The organism is Castellaniella sp. GW247-6E4, assembly GCF_040276065.1.
GTDB lineage: Bacteria > Pseudomonadota > Gammaproteobacteria > Burkholderiales > Burkholderiaceae_B > Castellaniella.
On record NZ_JBELOI010000001.1, the window covers coordinates 159,524 to 174,282 of the forward strand.

11 protein-coding genes, 1 pseudogene and 1 CRISPR repeat array are annotated in these 14,759 nt (G+C 62.0%); of the genes and pseudogenes, 9 read left to right on the plus strand and 3 right to left on the minus strand.

What is annotated here, in order from left to right; all coding sequences use genetic code 11:
• Window positions 1-160: 160 nt before the first annotated feature.
• From ABS761_RS00725 to ABS761_RS00765, 9 genes and pseudogenes are all read left to right on the plus strand, one after another.
• Window positions 161-2,659 (plus strand): CRISPR-associated endonuclease Cas3'', encoded by a 2,499-nt coding sequence (locus ABS761_RS00725; RefSeq protein ID WP_502881353.1) that lies wholly within the window; start codon window positions 161-163, stop codon window positions 2,657-2,659.
• A complete protein-coding gene (gene cas5c, locus ABS761_RS00730) occupies window positions 2,653-3,375 on the plus strand; it encodes a type I-C CRISPR-associated protein Cas5c (RefSeq protein WP_350405995.1) in 723 nt (240 codons plus the stop codon). Before ABS761_RS00725 ends, cas5c begins: the two co-directional genes overlap by 7 nt.
• The gene (gene cas8c, locus ABS761_RS00735) at window positions 3,372-5,279 is read left to right on the plus strand and encodes a type I-C CRISPR-associated protein Cas8c/Csd1 (RefSeq protein WP_350405997.1); all 1,908 of its coding nucleotides are present in this window, start codon (window positions 3,372-3,374) and stop codon (window positions 5,277-5,279) included. Before cas5c ends, cas8c begins: the two co-directional genes overlap by 4 nt.
• Before the next feature lie 18 nt (window positions 5,280-5,297).
• Entirely contained in the window at window positions 5,298-6,149 is an 852-nt protein-coding gene (gene cas7c / locus ABS761_RS00740; RefSeq protein WP_350405998.1) for a type I-C CRISPR-associated protein Cas7/Csd2, read from the plus strand.
• A gap of 14 nt (window positions 6,150-6,163) precedes the next feature.
• The gene (cas4, locus tag ABS761_RS00745; protein ID WP_350405999.1) at window positions 6,164-6,793 is read left to right on the plus strand and encodes a CRISPR-associated protein Cas4; all 630 of its coding nucleotides are present in this window, start codon (window positions 6,164-6,166) and stop codon (window positions 6,791-6,793) included.
• 164 nt (window positions 6,794-6,957) lie between these two features.
• Window positions 6,958-7,824: pseudogene (gene cas1c, locus ABS761_RS00750) on the plus strand (type I-C CRISPR-associated endonuclease Cas1c).
• 9 nt (window positions 7,825-7,833) lie between these two features.
• Complete coding sequence (gene cas2 / locus ABS761_RS00755; protein WP_350406001.1) at window positions 7,834-8,190, plus strand: CRISPR-associated endonuclease Cas2; 357 nt, start codon at window positions 7,834-7,836, stop codon at window positions 8,188-8,190.
• 117 nt (window positions 8,191-8,307) lie between these two features.
• Window positions 8,308-11,539: a CRISPR direct-repeat array (repeat unit 32 nt; unit sequence GTCGCGCCCTTCGCGGGCGCGTGGATTGAAAC).
• A gap of 483 nt (window positions 11,540-12,022) precedes the next feature.
• Window positions 12,023-12,268: a hypothetical protein gene (locus ABS761_RS00760; protein ID WP_350406003.1), complete on the plus strand. Its 246-nt coding sequence runs from the start codon at window positions 12,023-12,025 to the stop codon at window positions 12,266-12,268.
• Window positions 12,269-12,351: 83 nt separating this feature from the next.
• Window positions 12,352-12,588, plus strand: coding sequence for a hypothetical protein (locus ABS761_RS00765; RefSeq protein WP_350406004.1), 237 nt, complete (start codon window positions 12,352-12,354; stop codon window positions 12,586-12,588).
• Window positions 12,589-12,691: 103 nt separating this feature from the next.
• Here the strand turns inward: ABS761_RS00765 and ABS761_RS00770 are convergent, their stop codons facing one another.
• From ABS761_RS00770 to ABS761_RS00780, 3 genes are all read right to left on the minus strand, one after another.
• Window positions 12,692-13,171, minus strand: a complete 480-nt coding sequence (locus ABS761_RS00770) for a c-type cytochrome (RefSeq protein ID WP_350406005.1) — start codon at window positions 13,169-13,171, stop codon at window positions 12,692-12,694.
• Window positions 13,172-13,175: 4 nt separating this feature from the next.
• Window positions 13,176-13,685 carry a cupredoxin domain-containing protein gene (locus tag ABS761_RS00775; RefSeq protein ID WP_350406007.1) on the minus strand — a complete coding sequence of 170 codons (510 nt, stop codon included), beginning with the start codon at window positions 13,683-13,685 and terminating at the stop codon, window positions 13,176-13,178.
• Window positions 13,686-13,800: 115 nt separating this feature from the next.
• Entirely contained in the window at window positions 13,801-14,751 is a 951-nt protein-coding gene (locus ABS761_RS00780; RefSeq protein ID WP_502881368.1) for an aldo/keto reductase, read from the minus strand.
• Window positions 14,752-14,759: the final 8 nt, after the last annotated feature.

Genomic DNA, 14,759 nt, shown 5'->3' on the forward strand with positions numbered 1-14,759 from the left:
CAGTGAGAGAGTACTCAAGAGCAAAACCAGAGAACTTTAATAAATTATATGGCTAGATCGATCGCTTGTTTTATTAGGATGGGTCAATAGGCTGTGTATGGACCAGCAAGGCAATGTATCTGATGAAGGGTGTCTTTCCTTATTGCAGCCAAATAAGCGGATGGTGGCCGATTCGTGCGTAGCGGTTGCTCACTATCGCCCATCTGATCAGCAGTGGCACACCTTGGAACAGCATTTGCGCGGTACGGGGATTTTGACCCGGCGCTTCGCTCGGAAGATCGGCCTGGCTAGCATGGGTAAGTTGATGGGGCTGCTTCATGACCTCGGCAAATACAGCTGGGCGTTTCAACACTATCTGGCGTCGGCCGTTGGCTCGGGTGATCCTGATGAAGACAAAGTGCCAGGATCGGGCCACCGGGGATCTGTCGATCACTCCACGGCAGGTGCTCAGTGGGTCTGGTGGACATTGACCGCAGCAGGGGATCCGGTGCTGGGTTTTGCTGCGCAATGTCTTGCTTTATGTGTGGCTTCGCATCACTCGGGCTTGATCGATTGCCTCAGCCCCGAGGGGACGGACCAGCTTTCCCTTCGTCTTAGTAAGGACGATTCCGATACGCATGGAGTCGAGGCCTGGAGCGCTGCGGATGTGAAGATCCGGACTCGTATCGAGCGCCTGGCCGGGTCTCCCGCCCTGAAAGCCGAAGTCGAACAGTTCATCGAGAACATTTGCACCGTGGGAGGCCGGGGCGAGGGCGAGCGAGCCCGCCGCATGCGCCTGGGGCTGGCCGTGCGCCTGCTCTTCAGCTGCCTCGTGGCAGGTGACCGGATCGACACCGCCCACTTTTGCGATCCCGCGGGTGTCCGATGGCGGCAAGGCGGGCCGTACCGCCACTGGCCACAGTTGATCGATCGCCTGGAGCAGCATCTGGCGGCCTTTCCCAGCCGCCATCCGATCGATGGCCTGCGCCGTTCGATCTCCGACGCTTGCCGCGAGGCCGCGTCGCGTCCAACCGGGGCCTACACGCTAAGCGTGCCCACAGGTGGCGGCAAGACCCTGGCCAGCTTGCGCTTTGCGCTGCATCACGCCGCGCTGCACCGCCATGACCGCATCATCTACGTGACGCCGTTCATTTCCATCATCGAGCAGAATGCGGAAGTCGTGCGCGAGGTCCTGGAATCGGGCGAACCGATTGGCGGGGGGCGCCGCATCGTGCTGGAGCATCACAGCAACCTCGGCGCCGAGCGGCAGACCTACGCCGACAAGCTGCTGTGTGACGACTGGGATGCGCCGGTGGTCTTCACGACGCTGGTGCAATTCCTGGACGTGTTGTTCGGCGCGGGGACACGGGGGGTGCGTCGCATGCATCAGATGGCCAATGCCGTCCTGGTGTTCGACGAGATCCAGACGCTGCCGATCCGCTGCGTCCATGTGTTCAACCATGCCATCAACTTTCTGATCCAGATGACGCACAGCACGGTGGTGTTGTGCACGGCCACGCAGCCCTTGCTGCATCAGGTGGATGCGCGCAAAGGGGCATTGGCCCTGGCGCCTCGGGCCGAGCTGATGCCCGACGCCGATGACCTGTTTCAGGCACTGCAGCGGGTGAAGGTGCGGGACCGGCGCAAGTCCCCCGCCTGGAACGCCGATGAGTTGACGGCCCTTGCAGTCGAGTCGGTCGACACGCGGGGTGATTGCCTGGTAGTCGTCAATACCAAGCGCTGGGCGCGGGACCTGTATCAGCGCGCCGCCGCGCAATTGGCATCAGATGAAATCTTCCACCTGAGCACCGACATGTGCCCGGCACACCGCCGTGCGGTTCTGGAGGCCGTGAAGGTCCGTTTGGCAGCGCATCAGCGGGTGTTGTGCATCAGCACGCAATTGATCGAGGCGGGGGTCGATGTCAGCTTCCGCACCGTGGTGCGCTTCCTGGCGGGGCTGGACTCGATCGCCCAGGCGGCGGGCCGCTGCAATCGCCATGGTGGCCCCAGCCCCGGCCTAGTGTATATCGTCAATCCCGTGGACGAAAACCTGTCCATGTTGCCCGATATTGCGGTAGGCAGGGACCAAGCCCAGGCGATCCTGGATCGCTTCCGCCGGGATCCTGGCCAATATGACGATGACCTCCTGGGGCGCCAGGCAATGCATGACTACTACCGGCATTATTTTTTCCAGCGCCAATCGGATATGGACTATCCGCTGCCGTGTACACGATTCTATGGCGCTACGCTGCTGGACTTACTGGCGGACCAGCCAAGTGCGTGCAAGACATATCGCCGCCAGCACGCGGGACAGCCCCCCCACGAGATCCGCCAGGCGTTCCAGTCCGCCGCGCGTGAATTTCGCGCAATCGACGCGCAGACCGAGTCCGTGATCGTGCCGTATGGGGATGCGGGCCGGCGGCTGGTGCTGGATCTCTTTGCGCAGTTCGATGGACACGGGGCCGGGCCTCGGGATCCGGCCGCAGCGATCGTCTTGATGCGCCAGGCGCAGCAGTACACGGTCAATCTCTACCCTCAAGTGTTGCGCAAGCTGCAGGCGCAGCGGGCGGTGACCCTGCTGGGCGACAGCAGCCTGTATTGCCTGGATGCACAGTTCTACGATGCAAATTTTGGCCTGGCGGTGGAGACCGTCGGGCCGCAGGAGGTGCAGATATGGTGAGTAAAAACACGATCGAATTCCGGGTCTGGGGAAAATATGCGCTATTCACCGATCCCCTGACCCGCGTCGGTGGGGAAAAGTGTTCCTATCATATTCCCACCTACGAGGCGCTGAAGGGTATCGTCAAGTCTATTTACTGGAAGCCCACATTGGTCTGGCTGATCGACGAGCTGCGCGTGCTGCGGCGCGTTCGCACACAGGCCAAGGGCGTCAAGCCGCTGGAATATGGCGGGGGCAATACCCTGGCCCTGTACACCTATCTGACGGACATCGAATATCAGGTGCGAGCGCATTTCGAATGGAACGAGCACAGGCCCGAGCTCGCGGGGGACCGGGTCGACGGAAAGCACTATGCCATGGCCCAGCGCATGCTCGAGCGCGGTGGGCGCCAGGACGTTTTCCTGGGGACTCGCGATTGCCAGGCGTATGTCGAGCCTTGTGAATTTGGCTCCGGTGCCGGGGACCTGGATGATGACGGGGAACTTGGCTTCGGACTCATGTTCCATGGATTCGACTATCCCGATGAAACCGGATGCCCGAATCTGTACGCGCGCTTCTGGCGGCCCGTGCTGCGCGATGGGCGGCTGGCTTTTCCCCGGCCCGAAGCCTGCACCGACCGTAAGTTCATTCGAGCCATGACATCCAAGGCCTTCGGGTTGGGCGGCAACCTCAAAGCCGTGGCGGACGAGTCCGGCAGTGCTGGGGTGCCTGCATGAGCTGGTTGAGCGAACTGTACGACGTCTATGAGCGTACCCACGAACGGGGAGCGGATCGTCCGCAACCGATTGCGCATACCAGCCAACAGGCGCATGTGGAGATCGTGCTGGATGACGAGGGGAACTGGCTGCGCGCAGAGCTCGTTCCCAGGGAAAGGGCCGCGACCCTGATTCCCTGTACCGAGGCCTCGGGCGGGCGCGCCGGCAGCAGGCCCACGGCGCATCCGCTCTGCGACAAGCTGCAATACGTGGCAGCGGACTTTTCCGCGTATGGCGGGATTGCCACCTCGGGCTTTGCGCGCGACCCCGAAGAGCCGCACCGCCTGTATGTTCAGTTGCTGTCTGGCTGGGTGGCATCGGAGCACACGCATCCTAAGCTGCGTGCGATTCTGGCCTATGTCCAGCGGGGCAGGGTGGTAGCCGACTTGGTGGCCGCCGGTGTGCTGCCCGTGGATCCGCAGGGCCGCTTGCTGGGCGAGTGGCAAGGCGCCAAGGAAGACATGCCGGAGATTTTCAAGGTTTTGCCAGCCAGTGGGCGGCCGCAGGATGCCGTGGTGCGCTGGCGCGTGGATACCGGCGGCCTGCAGCACGGCTGCTGGGAGGATGACGCACTGATTGACGCCTGGGTGGCGCATTATGCCGGCTTGCAGACCGAGACGGGCTTTTGCATGGTGCAGGGCATTGAAGCAACTCTGGCCGAGCAGCATCCGGCCAAGTTGCGCCATGCGGCCGACAAAGCCAAGCTGATTTCCAGCAACGATACCAGCGGCTTCACTTTCCGGGGCCGGTTTCTGGAGGCCGGCCAGGCCGCCAGTGTCGGGTTCGAAGTCACCCAGAAGGCCCATAACGCCCTGCGCTGGCTGATTGAGCGTCGCGGCTCCCGCCGTGGTGATCTGGTGATCATCAGCTGGGCACAGCACACCATTCTCGTGCCCAATCCGGATGCCGGCAGCCATAGCCTGTTTGGCGACGATCTCGACGATGCGCCCACCGATGATGCGGACGTGGGCGAGGCCTATGCCCAGCGCCTGCGCCACGCGCTGGAGGGCTATCGGGCCCGGCTCAGCGACGCCGAGGGCGTGAACGTCATGGCGCTGGATTCCGCGACGCCGGGGCGCATGGCGATCGTCTATCACCGCCGCTTGCCAGGGTCCGAATTCCTGCAGCGGCTGGAAGACTGGTACCTGGCGTTCGCCTGGCCGCAGCATTACGGCAGGGCTCAACGCTTCGTGGGTGCGCCCGCGCCCATTGATATCGCCCAAGCCGCTTACGGTGCGCGCGTTGATGACAAGCTGGAATCAACCACGCGAGCGCGCCTCCTGCCCTGTATCGTGGACGGAACCCTCTTCCCCCGGGATCTAGTGCTGAGGGCGTGCCAGCGCGCCGCCAATCGCGTGGGGCTGGACTGGTGGGAGTGGGAAAGGACTTTGGGCATTGCCTGCGCCCTGTACAAGGGCACTCATCTGGAGAGGAACTACACCATGGCCTTGGATCGTACCCGGGACAGCCGGGACTACCTGTTTGGCCGGCTACTGGCCGTTGCCGACAACCTGGAAAATTTCGCTCTGGGCCTTGGGGGCGAGCGCCGCGAAACCAATGCGGCCCGCTACATGGCTCAGTTCGCCAACCATCCGCTGGCGACCTGGAGGCGGCTGGACAGCGAACAGTTGGCGCCATATCGCCGCCGCCTGATGGCGCGCGCACCCCGCTTTCTCGGGGCGCGTGAGCGCGAGATCCATGAGATCTGCGATTTGTTCGATCCCCAGGCATTCAACGACGAGCCCTTGAGCGGCGAATTTCTGCTGGGCTTTCACTGCCAGCGCAGCGCGCTGACCAGCAAGGCGGCATCGGACGCCATGACGGACGAGACCGCCGCGGGCGGCGATGAATCCTCCACACTCTGACCTCTCCAAGGAATTCTCATGACCTCGATTCAGAACAAGATCGACTTTGCGATTGTTTTTGCAGTGGATCATGCCAATCCGAATGGCGACCCGCTCAATGGCAATCGGCCGCGTGTGGATTATCAGGGGATCGGAGAAATGACCGACGTCTCCCTCAAGCGCAAGCTGCGCGATCGGCTGGCGGAAAGCGGGCATGCCATTTTCGTGCAGTCCGATGATCGCAAGACAGACGGCGAGGTGAGCCTGCGCAACCGGGCCGAGCGTGTGCTGGGGAAGGCCGCGTTCGGCAAGACCGCGAACCGCGACGAGACGGCGCGCAAGGCCTGCGCGGCCTGGCTCGATGTCCGCGCCTTCGGCCAGGTGTTCGCCTTTGGCAAGGGGGGCGACGCCAGCGGGGTGTCCATCCCGATCCGTGGACCAGTCACCCTGCAGTCCGCCTTCAGCCTGGAGCCGGTGACGGTCACCAGCACGCAGATCACCAAGAGCGTGAGCAGCGAGGGCGATGGCAGCAAGCGGGGCTCGGACACCATGGGGATGAAGCATCGCGTGGATCACGGAATCTACCACACCTATGGAAGTATCAATCCGCAACTGGCGGAGCGCACGGGCTTCAGCGATGACGATGCACAAGTCATTCAACGGGTATTCCCGCGCCTGTTCGAAAATGATGCCTCTTCCGCCAGGCCCGACGGCAGCATGCGGGTGCTCAAGGTCGTCTGGTGGCGGCATCAATCCAAGGCAGGGCAATACTCCTCGGCCAAAGTGCATGCCTCTCTTCGGGACTTGCTGCAAGCCGACGGATCGTTTGACGAGGCCGCCCTGAAGACCGCCTTGCCCGGCTTGGAACCTGAAATCCTCGACGGCTTCTGATGGCGGCCTGAGGCATGGAAGACACGCCTATCCCCCTGTCCGCGCTGCAATACTACTTGTGTTGCCCCCGGCAGTGTGCCTTGATCCATCTGGAGCAGCAGTGGGAGGAAAACGTGTTCACGGCCGAAGGCAGATTGCTGCACGAGCATGTCGATCAGCCTGGCGGCGTAAGCCGCGCGGGAGTCCGGACAGTGCGCGCCCTGCAGATCACCCATCCGGGCCTGGGCTTTGCCGGAGTGGCCGATGTCGTGGAGTTCCATGCAGGCCCTGGCGGCGAGTGCGCAAATCCGGTGGAGTACAAGCGCGGCAAACCCAAGGCACACCGGGCCGATGAAGTGCAGCTGTGTGCCCAGGCACTCTGTCTGGAGGCGATGTTTGGCCACGAGATCGCCGAGGGCGTCCTGTTCTACGGCCGGAACCGCCGGCGTCAAGTGGTGCCGCCTGCCCCGGCGTTGCGCGCGTTGACGCTGGAGGCCATCGACTGGGTGCGCAGCTTGCTGGCTGCCCGACGCACCCCCTCGGCTGTCTACGAGCGCCAGCGTTGCGATGCCTGTTCGCTGATCGATGTCTGCCTGCCGCGCTTGCTGGGCCGCTCCGGGCCAGTGCGCGATTGGCTGCGCACGCAGCTGGAGGAGGAGACATGAGACGTGCGCTGAATACCTTGTACGTGACGAGCCTGGCTGCAAAAGGATGGCGCCAACGTGGTGATGGACGTCGAGGGGCAGACCAAGGGGTGGGTGCCGGCCCATATGCTGGAGAGTCTCGTCTGCATGGGCCGCGTTCTGGTGCCGCCTCCACTGCTGGGTTAATGTGCGGAGCAAGGTATCCGAGTCAACTCTTCTTCAGTCGCCATGGGCGTTTCCTTGCGCGGGTGGAAGGGCCCGTTTCGGGCAACGTGTTGTTGCGTCGCCGGCAGTACCAATACACAGACGATACAGCCGCGTGTGTTGCGATCGTCGGGCATGTGCTCCATGGCAAGATGCATGGACAACGGATGGTTTTGGCCCGGGGGTTGCGGGATCATGGGGCCCGCATGACGTCGAAAGTGTAGGCAGCGGTGCAACAGGTCATCGAGCGATTGCGGCGCATCACGGATCGCTTGTGGACGGAGACCTCGCTGGACATGTTGCTGGGCCTCGAGGGCGATGCGGCGCGCCTGTATTTAGACGTCTTCGATCATCTTATCCGTGTTCCCGATTCTGCTCTGAGGTTCCGAGGCCGTAGCCGCCGTCCGACCAAGGATACGCCCGATGCGTTACTGTCATTCCTGTACACGCTGTTGACTCACGATTGCCGGGGTGCTCTGGAGACCGTGGGCCTTGGCCCCTCGGTGGGATTTCTCCATCGGGATCGCCCGGGCAGGCCCAGCCTCGCGCTGGATCTGCTGGAAGGGTTTCGTCCCGTGCTGGCATACCGGTTGGTATTGTCGTTGATCAATCGCCGACAAGTCACAGGCAAGGACATGCAGATGTTGGACAATGGAGCGGTGGTCATGACGGACGATGTACGCCGTACGGTGCTGACGGCCTATCAGGAACGGAAGCAGGACGAGATCTGGCATCCATTTCTCGAAGAAAAGGTGATGGTTAGCCTGCTGCCGTTCATACAGGCGCAATTGCTGGCGCGGCATTTGCGCGGCGACCTCGACGGGTATCCGCCATTCCTCTGGAAGTAGGGTCAAGCCATGATGGTGCTTGTCAGCTACGATGTCAGTACGCAGGATGGTGGCGGGGCACGCAGATTACGCCGGCTTGCGCGCAAATGCCAGGATTATGGGCAGCGGGTGCAATACTCGGCGTTTGAGATCGAAGTCAGCCCCGTGCTGTGGGTGCGCTTGAAGGCCGATCTTTGTGCGATTGCTGATCCCGAGATCGATAGCCTGAGGTTCTATTACATGGGACGGCATTGGCAATCCCGTGTGGAGCTATTGGCGCTAAACCGGCAGTTGATTTCAATGGGCCTCTGGTGCTTTGAAAGGTCGTGCGAACCGGAAGCTGGCATATGCCTCCCAGAGCGGGTTCGCGCTCTGTTAATCGATTGATATATAAGCCGAACTTTCAAATGCATCCAATAGCTTTGGTTGTACTCGACTGCTGCCGCCTATATTCGCGGGGCAGGGAGGATTTTGTCTTCCGAAACACTGAGTTATAAAGACCCTGTCGCGCCCTTCGCGGGCGCGTGGATTGAAACATCCCCACTTGCCCGTTGATAGTACGTTCAGTCCCGTCGCGCCCTTCGCGGGCGCGTGGATTGAAACTGGCTCGATTGTAAATCCGCGCTGCTCTACAATGCGTCGCGCCCTTCGCGGGCGCGTGGATTGAAACCAGGACACGAGCCTGACGAACGCCACGATCACGCTGTGTCGCGCCCTTCGCGGGCGCGTGGATTGAAACTCCTAACAACTCATATTTGGGTTGATACGGGAGAGTCGCGCCCTTCGCGGGCGCGTGGATTGAAACATAGCCTGATCCTCTCTGATGCTGGAAACCGCCAGCGTCGCGCCCTTCGCGGGCGCGTGGATTGAAACATCAGCGAATCCCAGGTCGAGCATCTGGAACGCGTCGCGCCCTTCGCGGGCGCGTGGATTGAAACGGCAAGTACGCAGTCACCGCCTGGCAGGATCCGGCCGTCGCGCCCTTCGCGGGCGCGTGGATTGAAACCTCACCCTCTTGGGCGTCCCCGAACCAGCCGTCGTCGCGCCCTTCGCGGGCGCGTGGATTGAAACTACACGCGCACTCATCGCGATGAGTTTGTGACTTGGTCGCGCCCTTCGCGGGCGCGTGGATTGAAACTGGATGTCGTTTGCTGTGGGCGGCCCACCATCAAGCGTCGCGCCCTTCGCGGGCGCGTGGATTGAAACTTGCGCTGGCTGGATGGCCTGCCGATGTGAGTGGTCGCGCCCTTCGCGGGCGCGTGGATTGAAACCTGCCTGATCATCACGGCCCGGCCCGAGTCCGTCCGTCGCGCCCTTCGCGGGCGCGTGGATTGAAACTGTTTGATTGCGCGGAACCAGACGCCGCGCCAATTGTCGCGCCCTTCGCGGGCGCGTGGATTGAAACCCGACCCCATCGAGCGCCGCGCTGCCGAGATCGAGTCGCGCCCTTCGCGGGCGCGTGGATTGAAACAAGAACCGCACGTCTCCGACCTCCAAGGACGGTAGTCGCGCCCTTCGCGGGCGCGTGGATTGAAACTCCGGCAGGTCCAGGCACTCGCGCTTCAACTTGCGTCGCGCCCTTCGCGGGCGCGTGGATTGAAACTGCTGCTTCCTCTGGTCCCTCGGCAAGCCGATCAGCGTCGCGCCCTTCGCGGGCGCGTGGATTGAAACAATCAAGCCCGCACGCGATGCAGGTTTTTTTCGCGTCGCGCCCTTCGCGGGCGCGTGGATTGAAACTGTGTTGATCAGATGGATCGTCTCGGAGTTAAAGGTCGCGCCCTTCGCGGGCGCGTGGATTGAAACATGGACATCGCTGGAAACGAAGTCCCGTTGCTGTGGTCGCGCCCTTCGCGGGCGCGTGGATTGAAACTTTGTGGACTTTGGCAACCCCATCGCCAAGGTCGCGTCGCGCCCTTCGCGGGCGCGTGGATTGAAACATCGACCAGTGCACGCAGGCCGGGGAAAAGCCCATGTCGCGCCCTTCGCGGGCGCGTGGATTGAAACTGCATTGGGCTATTGATCGGGAGGATGCATGATTCGTCGCGCCCTTCGCGGGCGCGTGGATTGAAACCCCTGCTCCAGGCTGTGGTCGTCGATGCGATTTGGTCGCGCCCTTCGCGGGCGCGTGGATTGAAACCTGCAGACCGCCTGGGCGCAGCTGGGCGGCACCGTCGCGCCCTTCGCGGGCGCGTGGATTGAAACTACGCGCCCGCCGACCTGTACCGCATCACGTCGGCGGTCGCGCCCTTCGCGGGCGCGTGGATTGAAACGTGGACAACCGCACCGACATTGCCGAGACTCGTACGTCGCGCCCTTCGCGGGCGCGTGGATTGAAACAGCCCGCGCAAGAGCTGGACACCGGGCCAGCGGTGGTCGCGCCCTTCGCGGGCGCGTGGATTGAAACAGAACATCACAGGGTCCGTTGGACACATGACCCTGTCGCGCCCTTCGCGGGCGCGTGGATTGAAACATCCGGACTGCACTTGACGCGAAATGACAGAACAGTCGCGCCCTTCGCGGGCGCGTGGATTGAAACTCGCAAGACGAATTCACGGTTGCGGCCAGCACCACGTCGCGCCCTTCGCGGGCGCGTGGATTGAAACCTGGTCTTGTTGATCATTTCTGAGGATCCTTATCAGTCGCGCCCTTCGCGGGCGCGTGGATTGAAACGTCGTGAACGCCTGCAAGGTATTGCCAAATGAGGTCCAGGTCGCGCCCTTCGCGGGCGCGTGGATTGAAACAATCTCCCAGGTGAATCGCCAACAACCCGCGATCGTCGCGCCCTTCGCGGGCGCGTGGATTGAAACCGGCATAGGAGTAGAGATCACGCCGATGGTGGCGTCGCGCCCTTCGCGGGCGCGTGGATTGAAACCAGCCTGGAGGAATGCAAGCGGGCCATTGAGGATGTCGCGCCCTTCGCGGGCGCGTGGATTGAAACTGCTGGTGTTTCCGACCGCAGCATACACAAGGGTCGCGCCCTTCGCGGGCGCGTGGATTGAAACAACATCCTGTGGTCCAACATCGAGACGCTGTTTCGTCGCGCCCTTCGCGGGCGCGTGGATTGAAACATGAAGTTGGCGACCAGGCCGTCAGGGATGCTCGGTCGCGCCCTTCGCGGGCGCGTGGATTGAAACGGGCGCGCTTGCCGACCTGCTGCTGCTGCCCGGCCGTCGCGCCCTTCGCGGGCGCGTGGATTGAAACCATGCGGGAGCTTTGGCCTGCGCGATCGCCGAGAGTCGCGCCCTTCGCGGGCGCGTGGATTGAAACCAGAGTGTCTTGGATGGCCTGATCATCCAGATCAGGTCGCGCCCTTCGCGGGCGCGTGGATTGAAACGTCGACAGCCGCACCGACATCGCATTGACCCGCACGTCGCGCCCTTCGCGGGCGCGTGGATTGAAACAGAACACGAGGCACAACCCTCAGATTCTCAATCGTCGCGCCCTTCGCGGGCGCGTGGATTGAAACTGCGAAGGATGGTTCGACGGCGCCGTGGTCAATCACGTCGCGCCCTTCGCGGGCGCGTGGATTGAAACGCACACCGCCGGCTGGTACGTCCAGGCTTATCCCTTGTCGCGCCCTTCGCGGGCGCGTGGATTGAAACATGGAAAGCAGGCGATTCCTGAGGCTGCACAGCGGTCGCGCCCTTCGCGGGCGCGTGGATTGAAACCCGGTCGCGGCCGTTGCCGCTGTACTGCTGCATCCCGTCGCGCCCTTCGCGGGCGCGTGGATTGAAACGCAGATTACGCCATACGATTAATGCTCGCCTCGATCTAACCCCCCATGCCCGCTACGGTGAGCATTTGCGTATGCGCCCAGGCTGGATGCATACGCAAATGCTCATTGACACACAACAGGAGGCTCGTATCATCATGCTGATGACCGAGACTGATAAATCTGCGCCCTTACCTTTGACTACGCGAGTGCGCAAAGCTGAGGCGGCAATACGCGCCCGGGGCGGTCGACGCCTGCCAGGCGGGTCGTTGCAACCGGACGCTGCCCAGGCTCTGGACGCCCTACTGGCTGCTGGCTACGCGTCATCCGCCACCGCCGCCATCAGCCGCGCCCTCATCGAGGCGGCGGGCCGGGAAGGGGGTGTAGTGCCGTCTGGCCAATAGACGGGCATGGAGTGTGCGTAACCTAGCCAGCAGGCCGTATGAGGGAACCGGGTAGCCGTGTCCTGGGATTTTTTTCCCAAGATTGTGTAATGGAGTTTTCCTATTGACCTATCGAATTTATTTGCGCGACGCGAACCAGCGCGTCACTGACAAAACCGCGACCGAATCCAAAGCTGCGGCGCTTGCGGCGTTTGGTGAACTCGTTGACCGCGCCGAGCTGGACGGTCAGAAGCTGCTGGCTGTTCTCAACCAAGACGGTAAAAAGATCGCCCACCACAATTTCCAGGCCCAGCCTGGCGATGCCGACCACTGGCGCGGCAGGCTGGATCAGATCACGTGGCCGGCCTGATGCGATCCCAACGGGTTGTGTAGTGGAGTTTTTTCACTACGCCCGTATAGTGGAATTTTCCCAAACCAGAATCGGAACGATCCATGTCGAATCTAGAGGTTTATGCGCCTGCCGTTGATAACAAGTTATATTCACTCCACGAACTGGGCGAATCCTGCAAGCTTGCCGTCCACACCCTTTTCTCTGACGATTTCGCCGCGCCGCCCCGAGTCCTGATCATAAAAGTCCACACAAAAGCAGGAAAGCAGGTGGAGATCGGAATCCCGTATGATCACGACGATCTCGCTTGGGCCAGAATTGACGGCAAAATAATCGAGTAAATATCTACTTCCTCTCGCACCTCACCACCTTCCCATCGGTCGCGCACGAATACTCACCGAGATCCACGGTGACCGACGGTGCCGGGCGCCGACGTATGCCGCTCTAATCGCGCCGTTGCAAGGTCACTTCTTTTTGTGCCTGCAAGACTTTGGGTGGCCAACTGCTCTTGATATAAGCCAGCACCGCAACGATTTCCTCGTCAGTCAGCACCGTGCCATAGGCGGGCATATCGCTTTGGTAGCCCGGAGGTGCCGTCTTTCCAGGAACCAAACCGTGTTTCACCATATCGATCAACATCGTATCGGGATGATGCCAGGTATGGCCCGTCTTGTCGTGTGGCGGTGCGGGTAACTTGCCGTTGGGCATGCGGTCACGCCAGTCCGGCTGTCCCTGCAATGCCTCGCCGTGGCACGCTGCACAAGAGTTTGCGTAGATCGCCTTGCCTTGAATCACGAGGGACTGATCCGCAGGGTCGATGAATGCCGGGCCCGATGGGCGCATCGTGCTGTAAAGAATAAGAATAGCGGCGGCGCCGATTGTCGCGGCACCGACCATTCCAAAGGCCAAGTTTTTCTGTGACATCGGATCAATCGACCTTGATCTTGCCGATCATTCCGGCCTCCATGTGGCCTGGTATCAGGCAGGCAAAGTCCACCGTGCCCGCTTGATCGAACTGCCACACCAGGCCGCCAGCCTTGCCCGCGTCCAAGGCGACCATATTCGGCTCGGCATGCTGCATGCCCGGCATTTTTTGCATTTCGACCGCATGGGCCTGCAGTTCGGCAAGGGATCCGATCACCATTTCATGGGGGATCTTGCCGGTGTTTTTGATGATGAAACGAACGATCTCTCCGGTGTTCACCCGGATCTCGGCAGGCGTAAACCGCATGGTGTCGTCCATTGTCAACTCGATGGTTCGGGTCACTTTGGCCGGGTCGCCTGGCTGGCCTGTCGGCGAAGCCGCCGTGGACATCGTGGACATGTCATGGCCCGGCATGCCATGCGCCGGTGCGCCATGCCCCCCGGCATGGTTGCCCGCCGCCCATGCGAAGGCCGGAAGTACGCTCAATGCCAAAATGGAAAGGGTCTTCTTCATATGCATGCTCTCTTTGGATTGATCGTCGGTCGGCGGTCGACTCAAGCCGCCCTCCAGCCGATCGAAAGACGCGGATAGTCCCTCTACTAAGTCCTGTGGGCCGGTTCGAGCCAGCCTAGACCCGCAGCCCATCCAGCAGCGCCAGGTGCTCGCTGCCCAGCGTCAGTTGGGTTGCCCGAACCAGACTGCTCAACTGATGCAGGTTTGTGGCGCTGGCGATCGGTGCGGTGATGCCATCCTGGGCGATGATCCAGGCCAGCGCGACTTCGGCGGGGTGGGCATCCAGGGCGCTGGATACTTGATCCAGCGCAGACAGGATCCGGTGTCCGCGCTCATCCAGGTACTTGGCTGCGCCCTGGCCGCGCGGGCTTTTTGCCAGATCGGCTTGCGAGCGGTATTTGCCCGACAGGAAGCCCGACGCCAAGCTGTAGTAGGTGATGACGCCGATGTGCTCTTTGCGGGTCAGGTCGCGCAGTGCGCCATCGAACCCGGATCGATCATAGAGGTTGTATTCCGGCTGCAGCACGTCGTAGCGCGGCAGTCCATGGGCCTCGGCGGCGGCCAGCGCGTCGGACAACTGGCCGGCGTTCAGGTTCGAGGCGCCGATTGCACGAATCTTGCCGGCCTCGCGCAATGACTGGAAGGCGCTCAATGTCTCTTCGATGGGAGTGTCGGGGTCGGGCCAGTGGGATAGATAGAGGTCGATATAGTCCGTTTTCAGGCGCCGCAGGGAATCCTCGACCGCCTGGGTGATCCAGCGGCGCGACAGGCCTTTTTTCGTTGGACCGAGTTCGGAGCCGACTTTGGTGATCAGGGTGATCCGATCGCGTCTGCCTGGATTGCGGCTCAGCCAGTTGCCGATGATGGTCTCGGATTCGCCCCCCTGGTTGCCCGCGACCCATTTGGAATAGCTGTCGGCTGTATCCACGGCGTTCAGGCCGGAGTCGAGCAGGGCATCAAGCAGGGAGAATGATGCCTGCTCGTCAACTGTCCAGCCGAATACGTTTCCGCCGAACACCATGGGTGCGATGTCCAGTCCTGTAGTGCCAAGCGGGCGTGTGTCCATGTTCGAGT

Excerpts from the sequence above, each read along its gene's own strand:
- ABS761_RS00725 (WP_502881353.1), top strand. The coding sequence starts at position 161 with ATGGTGGCCGATTCGTGCGTAGCGGTTGCTCACTATCGCCCATCTGAT.
- cas5c (WP_350405995.1), top strand. The coding sequence starts at position 2,653 with ATGGTGAGTAAAAACACGATCGAATTCCGGGTCTGGGGAAAATATGCG.
- cas8c (WP_350405997.1), top strand. The coding sequence starts at position 3,372 with ATGAGCTGGTTGAGCGAACTGTACGACGTCTATGAGCGTACCCACGAA.
- cas7c (WP_350405998.1), top strand. The coding sequence starts at position 5,298 with ATGACCTCGATTCAGAACAAGATCGACTTTGCGATTGTTTTTGCAGTG.
- cas4 (WP_350405999.1), top strand. The coding sequence starts at position 6,164 with ATGGAAGACACGCCTATCCCCCTGTCCGCGCTGCAATACTACTTGTGT.
- cas2 (WP_350406001.1), top strand. The coding sequence starts at position 7,834 with ATGATGGTGCTTGTCAGCTACGATGTCAGTACGCAGGATGGTGGCGGG.
- ABS761_RS00765 (WP_350406004.1), top strand. The coding sequence starts at position 12,352 with ATGTCGAATCTAGAGGTTTATGCGCCTGCCGTTGATAACAAGTTATAT.
- ABS761_RS00770 (WP_350406005.1), bottom strand. The coding sequence starts at position 13,171 with ATGTCACAGAAAAACTTGGCCTTTGGAATGGTCGGTGCCGCGACAATC.
- ABS761_RS00775 (WP_350406007.1), bottom strand. The coding sequence starts at position 13,685 with ATGAAGAAGACCCTTTCCATTTTGGCATTGAGCGTACTTCCGGCCTTC.
- ABS761_RS00780 (WP_502881368.1), bottom strand. The coding sequence starts at position 14,751 with ATGGACACACGCCCGCTTGGCACTACAGGACTGGACATCGCACCCATG.